Genomic DNA, 11,806 nt, shown 5'->3' with positions numbered 1-11,806 from the left:
TTGTCCCTCTTTTTTTTCAGCTTTCAAGGCTAAAATATAAAAAATGAGAACAAATACGCAAACTCTAGTATTTACCAATTACCAATTACCAATTACCAATTATGTTTGATGCTATTATTATTGGTGCTGGTATCGGGGGTTTAGTTACCGCCACCCAGTTAGCAGCTAAAGGGGCGAAAGTCTTGGTTTTAGAACGTTATTTAATTCCTGGTGGTAGTGCAGGTTATTTTCAGCACCAAGGATATACTTTTGATGTTGGTGCATCCATGATATTTGGTTTTGGTAAAAAAGGAACAACCAACCTACTCACCCGCGCTTTAGATGCAGTCAATGTTGACATAGAAACCATCCCTGATCCTGTCCAAATTCATTATCATTTACCTGATAATTTAGATATTAAAGTTGATCAAAATTACGAGAAATTTTTACAAAATTTAATTGCTTATTTTCCCCATGAAGAAAAAGGGATTCGCCGATTTTATAACGAATGTCAAAAAATTTTTAATTGCCTCAATAGCATAGAATTATTATCATTAGAAGAAATTGGTTATGTAATGCGAGTATTCTGGCAAAACCCCTTAGCTTGCTTAGGTTTAGCCCAATACTTACCGCAAAATGTTGGCGATATAGCCCGCAAATATATTAAAGATCCGTTATTATTAAAATTCATAGATATTGAATGTTATTGTTGGTCTGTCGTTCCTGCTAATATGACACCAATGATTAATGCCGGAATGGTGTTTTCTGATCGTCACTATGGGGGAGTTAATTATCCTAAAGGTGGAGTAGGAAAAATTGCCCAAAAATTAGCAGAAGGTTTAGAAAAATGTGGTGGTAAAATTGAATATCAAGCAAGAGTAACAAAAATTCTCACTAAACAGGGTCAAGCTATTGGTGTACAATTAGCAACAGGTGAAGTTTATCATGGTAAAAAAATTGTATCTAATGCTACTCGCTGGGACACTTTTGAAAAATTACTACCAAAAGCACAAATACCACCTGATGAGAAAAATTGGCAGCAGAGATATCAGAAATCACCAAGTTTTTTAAGTTTGCATTTAGGTGTAAAAGCTTCCGTATTACCTACAGGAACAGAATGTCATCACATTATTTTAGAAGACTGGGAAAAAATGGAATCAGCAGCAGGGACGCTGTTTGTATCTATTCCTACATTGCTAGATCCGAGTTTAGCTCCTCCAGAATACCACATTATTCATGCTTTTACACCGGATTGGATTGATAATTGGCGGGGACTTTCTAGGAGTGAATATGCAGAAAAGAAGGAACAAGCAGCAGGGAAAATTATTAACAGATTAGAACGAATTTTTCCCGGTTTAGATGCGGGTTTGGACTATATGCAAGTGGGAACACCCCTAACCCATCGGCGGTTTTTAGGTAGGGTAGACGGGACCTATGGACCAATACCCAGACGTAAGTTATGGGGTTTGTTGGGTATGCCTTTTAACCGTACTGCTATACCTAATCTTTATTGTGTGGGTGATAGCACGTTTCCGGGTCAGGGTTTAAATGCTGTAGCGTTTTCTGGGTTTGCTTGCGCTCATCGTATTGCGGTAGATTTGGGAATTTAGATAATTAGTGTGGTGAGTTAGGCGATCGCTAACACACCCTTATCTATCTACTTTAGCTGTCACCTCTTCTTCCTTGTTCTCTTAATAATTGATCCATCCATTCTTGAGCTTCCACAGATAAATCTGGTACAGGAGGAATATTATAATCTAAGGTTAAATCAAATCCCGCTTGTTCATATATTTCTAATAACAAATCCTGCAAGTTGACTTCTATTTCCTGTTCTCCTTTTTGTAGAGGAATGGTAAAATTAGGGATAGTTTCTCTGACACTAAATGCAAATAGTTGAGCCGATGGTAAGCGATAAGACCTAACAATTAAAATTCGATAATCTGTATCAGCAATATGGGTAATCATAGGCATTTTTTCCCCAGCCCTAATTAAGTCTATTTCTACTAAATTAGTATCACTTTGTAGTATTTTATCCCGTTTTTCTAAATAGGATTTTCTACCTTCTTTTGTTCTTTTATTAGTAGGAGAAAGCACTTCAATTATAGTTACTACTTTACCTGTAGAAACTTCTCTAATTTCTAAATATCCTTCTTTGATTTCTAAAGGTAAAGGTAAGGTGACATCAACGGATTTATTTGCTGTTTCTGTGGATAAAGTTGCTGTTGCTGTATAAATATCTGATTTTTGAGTTTTTTGTTTTACTGATAAAATCGTTACATTGGGAATACCAACTAACAGAGAATCTTCACTGTCAGTTCTATAGGTGCGTTTTTCTATAGCTACGCGATATTTTTGGCTAAGATGGGATTCTATATTATCAGCTATGGCTGTAATTAATCTATGATGTACTTCTGACCATAAATCAGGATTTTCTAAATAGGGATTCATCCCTGGAAATGGTGAAGTCATAAATTTATCCTATACAATTATTGGAGTTCCTGTTTTATTATAGCATTTCTAGGAAAGTAAGTATTATATATTGTAGGGTGTGTTAGGCACAGCGTAACGCACCCTAATGGAGTTTTACATTTAAACTAATTTGACTTTATTTGCTGCTTTTGTCGCTTTTTCCCTCGCTGATTTTTCATCATTTCCTTGTGCTAATGCTACTCCCATTCTTCTGTAAGGATGTGCGGTTGGTTTTCCAAATAATTTAATATCTACATCCTTTTCTGCTAATGCTTCTACAACACCAGTAAAAGCAATGGAATCAGATTTTTCAGAGGCTAAAATTACCGCACTTGCAGAATATCCTAGTTGTTCAATATGGGGAATAGGTAAACCTAAAATTGCCCGCAGATGTAATTCAAATTCATTCAAATTTTGGGAAATTAACGTTACCATTCCGGTATCATGGGGACGAGGTGAAAGTTCAGAGAAAATCACTTCATCTTGAGTGATGAAAAATTCAACACCAAAAATTCCCGCACCTCCTAAAGCATCAGTTACTTTTTTAGCTATTGCTTGAGCAGCTAATATTTTATCATCAGAAATACCGGCAGGTTGCCAAGATTCTTGATAATCTCCTCTTTCTTGTCTGTGTCCAATGGGAGGACAGAATATAGTTTCTGCATCCCATTGTTTAATGGTAAGTAAGGTAATTTCTATTTCAAAATTGATAAATTCTTCAACTATGACTTTTTGACTGTCACCCCTAGAATTTTCAATTGCATATTTCCACGCTGTTTCTACTTCTGTTCTATCATTAACTACAGATTGACCTTTTCCTGATGATGACATTACAGGTTTTACAACATTAGGAAATCCGATTTCTTCAGAAATAGCAATCAATTCTTCTAAGCTGACTGCATAACCATATTTAGCGGTTCTGATTCCTAATTCCTTATGTGCTAATTCCCTAATTCTATCACGATTCATCGTGTAATTAGTTGCTGCTGCGGTAGGAATAACTGTGATTCCTCTTTGTTCAAATTCTTGTAATTTTTCAGTTCTGATGGCTTCGATTTCTGGGATAATAAAATCAGGTTTGTGTTTACTAACTACCGCTTCTAAATCATCTGCACTGAGCATAGAAATTACTTCTGAACAGTCAGCAACCTGCATTGCGGGAGCGTTTGCATAACGATCAACTGCAATCACATAATTACCTAAGCGTTGTGCAGCAATGACAAATTCTTTTCCTAGTTCTCCTGAACCGAGTAACATTAATTTTTGGGGTAGTTGCAGTGATTTTTTCATGAGTTTAACTTGGTCGGTTTTTAATATGTTGATCTTTTAAAATAATAAACTATTTAGATGACCGAATTTTGCGAGGGGACTTGAATTTTTTAATTGTCAGAATCAGGACACCTTTCGGGAAGTCAAAAGTCAAAAGTCAAAAGTCAAAAATTTTTTTGTCTGAATCAGGATGTCCAGGATTTGAGGATGTACAGGATGTTATTGATTGCTGATCGTGTTAATACTCACGCAGTATGTTATAATCACGGACATCATCAATCATTATCCTGATTTATGCTACAACCCGGAAAAGCATTAAAAAAACGTCCCCAATATGTGATAGAAACAGAAATTGGTGTTGGAGGTTTTGGTGTTACTTATAAAGCTAAACATCAAGATTTGAATTTTCCTGTAGTTATTAAAACTCCTAATAGTCGGTTGTATAGAGATGCTAATTATCCTAAATTTGTGGAAGGTTTTCGCAAGGAAGGAAGAAGATTAGCAGATATTACGCAATTTCATCATCCTCATATTGTCAGAATTATAGACTTTTTTGAGGAGGATAATTTACCATGTTTAGTCATGGATTTTGTTAAGGGTGAAAATTTATATCATTTAGTACAAGATAAGGGTGTTTTATCAGAATCAATTGCTATTGATTATATTAAACAAATTGCTGATGCTTTATCTATTTGTCATCAAAATGGCATTATTCACCGGGACGCACATCCTGGGAATATGATTTTAAGAGAAAATAGCAATACTGTAGTGTTAATAGATTTTGGTTTAGCAGGAAATGTGAATAGTCAAAGTATTAACCAAGCTGCTAATTTAGCTTTTGCACCTTGGGAACAAATATTAGAAACGGAAAAATCAGCAAGTATAGATGTTTATACTTTAGCTGCTTCTTTGTTTTATTTGGTGACTGGCGATACCCCTATTGCATCTTTAGCGAGGAAGCTAAATAATCGGACTTTAATAGAACCGCAGGAATTAAATTCTAGAATTAGTGATAAGTTAAATCAAGCGATTATCAAAGGTTTAGAATTAGAACCTAAAAACCGTCCGCAAAGTATGAAGGAATGGGTTGGTTTATTTCCTGGTTTAAGTAGTGGGAATAATGGTAATGAGGTAGAATTAAAATCAGCCGTAGGGATGGATTATAGTAAACTGCGTGATTTACTCAAAGCTGGGAAATGGAAAGAAGCTGATGAGGAAACAGCATGGGTAATGTTAGTGGTTGCGAAACGAGAAAAAGAAGGTTGGTTAGATGATGAACACATTGATAATTTTCCCTGTGCTGACCTGCGAATAATTGACCAATTGTGGGTAAAATACAGTAATAGTAAATTTGGGTTTTCGGTTCAGAAACGGATTTATCAAGGTTTAGGTGGAACGAGAGAATATAATAGAGAAATATGGGATAAGTTCGGGGACAAGATAGGATGGATGGGGGGATGGGAGTGGTTGTACTACAGTGATATTACTTTTAATATAAAAGCACCAGAAGGCCACCTCCCAAACGTTCATGGTTTATGGCATAGATGTGAAAGTAAGTGGCTTATTTATTGTGAGTGTAAGGTATTGGGGTATCTCTTCTCTCGCATCGAGACTTGTAACCTTTTTCCAGTACAGGAAAGACAACCGCAAAATATCCCCACACCTCAACCTGCAAACCCAGGAGTACAATTAAAATCACCTGTAGGAATGGACTACAGAATACTGACTAACTTACTCGAAGCAGGAAACTGGAAAGAAGCGGATAAGGAAACAGCAAGGTTAATATTAGCAGTTGTAAAACGTGAAGAAGAGGGTTGGTTAAGAATAGAAGATATTGAGAATTTTCCTTATGATGAAATTCGCACCATTGACCAATTATGGGTAAAATATAGCAAGGGTAACTTTGGGTTTTCTGTACAAAAACAGATTTATCAAGATTTAGGTGGCTCGAAATATTATGATCAAAAAACTTGGGAAGTATTTGGTGAAATAGTAGGATGGAGAATAAAAGATAATTGGTTGTATTACAGAGAAATTATTTTTGATATCCAAGCACCAGAAGGTCAATTTCCAGCTTGTATCTGGATTTTGATATTTAAAGTTATGAGTAGTTTTGAATTTATCAATGTAGGGTGGGATATATTCTCTCTTGTTGAAAATTGTGATCCTAATCAAAAATCTAATATTAAAAATAATAACTTCATAGAATTAGATGATATTGAGTTAATATCATCCGTAGGAATGAACTACAGGAAACTGCGTTACTTACTCGTAAAAGGAAAATGGAAAGAAGCGGATCAGGAAACCGCAAGGCTAATGTTAGCAGTTGCGAAACGGGAAAAAGAAGGTTGGTTAGATCCTGAAAGTATTGATAATTTTCCCTGTGCAGACCTGCTCACTATTGACCAATTGTGGGTAAAATATAGCAACGGACGTTTTGGGTTTTCCGTCCAAAAGCAAATTTATCAAAGTTTGGGTGGCACAAGCGAATACAACGAGAAAATTTGGCAAGCCTTTGGGGACAAGGTAGAATGGAGAAAAGGAGACAAATGGTTGTATTACAAAGATATTACTTTTGATATAAAAGCACCTTTAGGACGCTTCCCTTTAGTTTGTTTAGAAAGTAATACGGAATGGGTGGTGTTGAATTTTGTGGGGGTTGGTTATCGGGGTGGGGAGGTAGGTGGGGGTACATTGAAGTGTCAACTCTTCTCTCGCCTGGAGATTTGTAAACTGTTTCCAGTACAGGAAAAACAACCGCAAATTATATCTACGCCACAACCTGTAAACCAAGAGGTACAATTACAATCATCCTTTGGAATGGATTATATTAAACTGCGTGACTTACTCAAAGCCGGGAAGTGGAAAGAAGCAGATGAGAAAACAGCAAGAGTAATGTTAGCAGTTGCTAAACGGGAAAAGGAAGGTTGGTTAAGAGAAGAAAATATTGATAATTTTCCCTGTGCAGACCTCCGCACTATTGACCAGTTGTGGGTAAAATACAGTTATGGTAAGTTTGGGTTTTCTGTGCAGAAACAAATTTATCAGAGTTTGGGAGGAACGAGGGAATATAACGAGGAAATCTGGAAGAAGTTCGGGGACAAGGTAGGATGGAGAAAAGGAGGAAGGTGGTTGTCTTACAGAGATATTACTTTTGATATAAAAGCACTAGAAGGTAACCTCCCTTTGGGTGGAGGGAAATTGGTATTTAGTAATTACGAAGGTGTGTATCGTGTCTCTTCTCTCGCGTCAAGACTTGAAGATTGTAATATTTAAAAATTACAAAAAATTATTAAGTCAATATCAAATGAAATGACATAAAAGATTTCCCGTCATGCACAAATAGAGATGGAAAGACGACAAATTTCTCTTTCTTTAGTTGAATCTGTGTTAGACAATCCCCAACAAATTATACTAGAAAGAGAAGGACGGAAAGTATATCAATCAAAAGTTGACTTTGGTAACGGTAAAATCTTCTTACTGCGTGTTATTGTTGCAGATGATATTGATCCTAAAGTTGTAATTACTGTTTATCGAACTAGCAAAATTGAGAAATACTGGAGAGAATCATGAAAATCACCTACGATGCAGAAGTTGATGTTTTAAGAATTATATTCAGCAATGTGCCAATTGAAGAAAGTGATGAAGAAAAACCAGGAATCATTTTAGATTATGACGACGCTGGAAATATTGTAGTAATTGAAATAATAGACGCTTCTAAACTTATTGATAATCCCTGTTCAGTTGAGTATTCTGTTAGTAATTCTTAGGTAGATTTGACTTTTGATTTTTGACTTACCGAAGAGTTTCCTGATATGGCTACACTATCAGATAAACGCAAAATTTAATTAAGATTTGAGAATCTATACAGATTGTGATATTATATTATTATCATAATTTATCAAATGGAGATAAATAAATGATTAATTCAGTTAGATTCAATGCAAAAGTTAAACAAGGTATCATTGAAATTCCTCAAGAATATCAAACTAATTTGGTTGACGGAAGTGAAATTAGAGTTGTAATTAGTTTCCAAAATGAACCTCAACGAGAATATAGCTTAATGGATGAATTAGCAAAAAATCCTATTAGCGTTAAAGGATTATCTAAACTAACAAGAGATGAAATTCATACAAGAGAATAATCATTCATTCTGACAAATAATTAAAATAAGATACAATATTAATAATCCACATCACCCGAAATGATAATGGTTCAAACCCCTATTAAACCCCTAACCCTTGAGGAATTTCTCAAATTACCAGAAACCAAACCAGCAAGCGAATTTATTAACGGTGAAATCATTCAAAAACCCATGCCCCAAGGAAAACATAGCACAGTTCAGCTTGACCTCGGTTCTAATATTAACCTAGCACTAAAACCCCAGCATATCGCCCGCGCATACTCTGAATTACGCTGTACCTTTGGCGGTAGATCCATTGTACCAGATATTGCCGTCTTCACTTGGGAACGCATTCCCCGCGATGAAAATGGTGAAGTTGCTAATACTTTTACTATCCCTCCTGACTGGACAATTGAAATACTTTCTCCTGAACAAAGTCAAACTAAAGTAGTTAGAAATATTCTTCATTGTCTTCAATATGGTACTCAAATGGGTTGGTTAATTGACCCTGAAGAAAAATTAGTTTTTGTCTATTTTGCTGATCAACGTATTCTATTATTTGAATTAGAAACAGATACTTTACCTGTTCCAGCTTTTGCTGAGTCATTTAATCTCACTGTAGGTCAACTTTTTAGTTGGTTAAATGAATAGAAGTTTAATATATTGTTTGTCTGAATCAGGATAACCAGGATTAAAGGATGAGCAGGATAGTAATTTATAGATTGTTTAAATTATGCAAAATCAATCATTTGAAAACCTCCTCAAAAATCCCCAACATCCTCACAAACAATCATCAAAAAACATCCTGAAAATCCTCAAATCCTGGACATCCTGATTCAGACAAATTAAAATATTAGTAGTAAATCCTAATTCTCACAATAATAAAATAACAAACTTTGGAAAAATACACTATGCCTAAAATTATCCTAGAAATATCAGAAGAACTATCTCAACAAATAGCACAAATAGGAATAGATACCTTACCAGAACTCCTAGCTGTAAGTCTGCAAAAACCATTAATACCAACACAAGTTTACCAATATATCCTTAATTTTATTGCCAGTAACCCTACTCCACAAGAAATTGCTGAATTTAAACCCACACCGCAAATGCAAGAAAGGTTACGTACTTTACTAACACGCAGTAAATCAGGTGAAATTACACCTAGTGAAGTGCAAGAATTAGATGAATATGAACGCATTGAACACTTAATGGTGATGATTAAATCTGGTAATTTATCTTATTTAAAGAGTAAAAATGAGTAAATCATATATCTCGGCTGCACTTCGCCGCTTAGTAGAAGAACGTGCAAATTATCAATGTGAGTATTGTTTACTACCTGCAAAAGTTGCATTTTTTCCCCACGAAATTGATCATATTATTGCAGAAAAGCATGGTGGTGAAACCAATGCTGACAATTTAGCACTCACTTGTTGGCGTTGTAACCGATATAAGGGTAGTGATTTAGGTTCATTTGACCCAGATACAGGTAATTTTAGCTTTTTATTTAACCCGCGTCAGCAGGAATGGAAATTACATTTCATGTTTTCAGAAGTGGTTTTAGTTGGTTTGACTTGTGAAGGAAGAACAACAGTTAAATTGTTACAAATGAATAGCGAAGAAAGATTATCTGAACGCAAAAAATTAAATTTATCATAGTAAGTATAAAGAAAACAAAAACATCCTGATTCTGAAAAATTACAAGATCAGTACATCATTTTAATAACTGAAAATATTTCTCTGTGTCCTCTGTGTTTCTGTGGTTCGTTAAAAAAACATCCTGTAAATCCTCAAATCTTGGACATCCTGATTCTGACAAATGTCAAAATTTAAAGGCAAAATTTAAAATTCATTTACCAATACAAAACCTACTAAAAATCCGATCTAAAACTGATTCCGTCACCTCCTCCCCAGTTATTTCTCCCAACGCATAAATAGCACCTCGTAAATCAATAGTCCAAAAATCTAAAGGTAATTGATTTTTAATAGTTTCTTGCACCTGTGCTAAATCAATCTTTGCTTTTGTTAATGCTGCTGCTTGTCTTTGATTAATAGCTAAATCCAGATCAGCAGCTTCCACATTACCCATTTTTACCACATCTAAAATCGCCATTTCCAAATCATCAATACCCTGATTTTTCGCAGCAGCAGTTTCAATTTTAGCTTTTACATTTTGAATTTTAGATTTCAGAGTTTGTTTTTCTGCTTCAGAAATGAGGTCAATTTTATTAATTACTAAAATCAAAGGACGATGTTTTACCTGTTCATAAATTTCTTGATCTGCATCGGTCCAACCCACAGAACCATCAATAGTAAATAACACTAAATCTGCATTATTCGCAGCTTGACGCGATCGCTCTACCCCTATTTTCTCAACCTGATCTAAAGTTTCCCTAATACCCGCAGTATCCAAAACCTGTACAGGTATTCCCCCTACAACTAGCTGAGATTCTACCACATCACGGGTTGTACCAGGTAAGTCCGTCACGATAGCGCGATCGCTCTGACTCCAAGCATTTAATAAACTTGATTTTCCCACATTCGGACGGCCAACAATGGCAACTTTTAAGCCAGTTCTTAACAATTCACCTTGATCTTTTGTGGCTAATAATTTATTTATTTCTAAACTAATTCTATCAATTTCATGAATAATTCTTTGTTCATCTAAAGGCGGTAAATCTTCTTCAAAATCAATTCTCGCTTCAATTTCTGCTAAAATATCTAAACATTGAGAGCGTAAATTTCTAATCGGTTGCGCTAATTTACCCCGTAAACCTGCTAATGCTGTTTGTGCAGCTTGGGGAGATTTTGCACCAACTAAATCTGCAATACTTTCAGCTTGGGTTAAATCTAATCTACCATTTAAAAAAGCCCTTAACGTAAATTCCCCCGGTTGCGCTAACCTTGCACCATTTTCTAAACATAATTGCAATACTTGTTGCACTGCCATAATTCCCCCGTGACAATGAAACTCTACCACATCTTCACGGGTGAAAGAACGGGGTGCTTGCATTATTAATAATAAGGCTTCATCAATAACTTGCTTGGTTTGGGGTTGACGGATAAAACCATAAAGGATGCGGTGACTTTCCCACGCTTGTTTTCCCGGTGCTAAAAATAGAGTTTTGGCGATCGCCAATGCTTGATCCCCAGAAACCCGCACAATACCTACACTACCTTGTTGGGGGACAACAGCAGTAGCAATAGCAGCGATCGTTCCAGTATGAGTTAATAATTCTGACATAGAAGTTTAGATAACAGGTAATAGGTAGCACCAAGAATAACTTCTGATAACCATACAAACTTAATAGTAATATTTATCTAAAGGTTAATAACGCCGTACTTGAGAGAGGAATTTACTGTGGAGCAGACAATTAACTGCGCTGAAGCTTGCGTTAACGGTTGCGTTTTAGGCGATAAATGTCCCAATATTGAGTTTAGAGAAGCAACTTCCAAGTTTATTGAAGAGACTTCGTTGGATAAAATGCTGGAGATAGCTGAAGAACGACTGCGGAAAAAAATGATAGAACCTCCAAAATGGGTATTTCCAGAAGATCCTTAATTTCCTAGTTCTTGAAACTTCCTGGACAAGCAAATGCAATAACGAATTTCATACTATTAATAATCATTTCTAGTGGCAGTATCTAATAACTATTGCCACTAATTGCACCATTTTTAAACTAATGATCCCTTGTCTAGTTTACTTCTTTCTGAAGGTCAAGTACAAAATATCAAAAACCCCTCTTTAGTTTATCAAAAGAGAGGTTTTATGATATAATATTAAACCTGGCATCGAGCTATTGTGACAGAGGGCAACCCCTCAACTATCGTCGCCGCAGCAGCGTTTCACCTCTGAGTTCGGGAAGGGATCAGTGTGGTTCCACCGCGCCATAGACACCAGGAAAACCCGTTGGGAATTGATAATTGACAATTGATAATTGAAAATTAAAGAATTATCAAAAATCG

At 35.6% G+C, this 11,806-nt stretch carries 12 protein-coding genes and 1 rRNA gene; 9 read left to right on the top strand and 4 right to left on the bottom strand.

The window, feature by feature from the left end; genetic code table 11:
• Positions 1 to 101: 101 nt before the first annotated feature.
• Complete coding sequence (gene crtH / locus H5968_RS14885; RefSeq protein WP_187040575.1) at positions 102 to 1,589, top strand: carotenoid isomerase; 1,488 nt, start codon at positions 102 to 104, stop codon at positions 1,587 to 1,589.
• Between the two features lie 52 nt (positions 1,590 to 1,641).
• Here crtH and H5968_RS14880 read toward each other — a convergent pair whose 3' ends face one another.
• Positions 1,642 to 2,448, bottom strand: a complete 807-nt coding sequence (locus H5968_RS14880; protein WP_187040574.1) for a DUF4058 family protein — start codon at positions 2,446 to 2,448, stop codon at positions 1,642 to 1,644.
• A 120-nt stretch (positions 2,449 to 2,568) separates the two neighbouring features.
• Positions 2,569 to 3,738 carry a formate-dependent phosphoribosylglycinamide formyltransferase gene (gene purT / locus H5968_RS14875; RefSeq protein ID WP_187040573.1) on the bottom strand — a complete coding sequence of 390 codons (1,170 nt, stop codon included), beginning with the start codon at positions 3,736 to 3,738 and terminating at the stop codon, positions 2,569 to 2,571.
• Between the two features lie 273 nt (positions 3,739 to 4,011).
• Between purT and H5968_RS26150 the strand changes: the two genes are divergently transcribed.
• The 7 genes from H5968_RS26150 (at position 4,012) to H5968_RS14830 (ending at position 9,499) form a co-directional block, all read left to right on the top strand.
• Positions 4,012 to 6,993, top strand: coding sequence for a GUN4 domain-containing protein (locus H5968_RS26150; protein ID WP_370569773.1), 2,982 nt, complete (start codon positions 4,012 to 4,014; stop codon positions 6,991 to 6,993).
• A 48-nt stretch (positions 6,994 to 7,041) separates the two neighbouring features.
• Positions 7,042 to 7,290, top strand: a complete 249-nt coding sequence (locus H5968_RS14855; RefSeq protein WP_370569774.1) for a DUF4258 domain-containing protein — start codon at positions 7,042 to 7,044, stop codon at positions 7,288 to 7,290.
• Positions 7,287 to 7,487, top strand: coding sequence for a DUF2283 domain-containing protein (locus H5968_RS14850; protein WP_187040571.1), 201 nt, complete (start codon positions 7,287 to 7,289; stop codon positions 7,485 to 7,487). The genes H5968_RS14855 and H5968_RS14850 overlap by 4 nt, the downstream gene beginning before the upstream one ends.
• Positions 7,488 to 7,636: 149 nt before the next feature.
• Positions 7,637 to 7,861 (top strand): hypothetical protein, encoded by a 225-nt coding sequence (locus tag H5968_RS14845; RefSeq protein WP_187040570.1) that lies wholly within the window; start codon positions 7,637 to 7,639, stop codon positions 7,859 to 7,861.
• 66 nt (positions 7,862 to 7,927) lie between these two features.
• The gene (locus H5968_RS14840; RefSeq protein WP_187040569.1) at positions 7,928 to 8,491 is read left to right on the top strand and encodes a Uma2 family endonuclease; all 564 of its coding nucleotides are present in this window, start codon (positions 7,928 to 7,930) and stop codon (positions 8,489 to 8,491) included.
• A gap of 260 nt (positions 8,492 to 8,751) precedes the next feature.
• On the top strand, positions 8,752 to 9,105 hold the full coding sequence (locus H5968_RS14835; RefSeq protein WP_187040568.1) for a hypothetical protein: 354 nt from the start codon (positions 8,752 to 8,754) through the stop codon (positions 9,103 to 9,105).
• Positions 9,098 to 9,499 (top strand): HNH endonuclease, encoded by a 402-nt coding sequence (locus H5968_RS14830; RefSeq protein ID WP_137666627.1) that lies wholly within the window; start codon positions 9,098 to 9,100, stop codon positions 9,497 to 9,499. The genes H5968_RS14835 and H5968_RS14830 overlap by 8 nt, the downstream gene beginning before the upstream one ends.
• A gap of 190 nt (positions 9,500 to 9,689) precedes the next feature.
• Here H5968_RS14830 and mnmE read toward each other — a convergent pair whose 3' ends face one another.
• Positions 9,690 to 11,084, bottom strand: coding sequence for a tRNA uridine-5-carboxymethylaminomethyl(34) synthesis GTPase MnmE (gene mnmE / locus H5968_RS14825; protein WP_187040567.1), 1,395 nt, complete (start codon positions 11,082 to 11,084; stop codon positions 9,690 to 9,692).
• A gap of 117 nt (positions 11,085 to 11,201) precedes the next feature.
• Between mnmE and H5968_RS14820 the strand changes: the two genes are divergently transcribed.
• Entirely contained in the window at positions 11,202 to 11,402 is a 201-nt protein-coding gene (locus tag H5968_RS14820) for a hypothetical protein (protein WP_187040566.1), read from the top strand.
• A 222-nt stretch (positions 11,403 to 11,624) separates the two neighbouring features.
• Here the strand turns inward: H5968_RS14820 and rrf are convergent.
• Positions 11,625 to 11,742, bottom strand: a 5S ribosomal RNA gene (rrf, locus tag H5968_RS14815).
• Positions 11,743 to 11,806 lie beyond the last annotated feature (64 nt).

It is taken from the genome of Sphaerospermopsis sp. LEGE 00249, assembly GCF_014299995.1.
Classification (GTDB): domain Bacteria; phylum Cyanobacteriota; class Cyanobacteriia; order Cyanobacteriales; family Nostocaceae; genus Sphaerospermopsis; species Sphaerospermopsis kisseleviana.
This window is presented reverse-complemented; position numbering and strand designations above follow the sequence as displayed.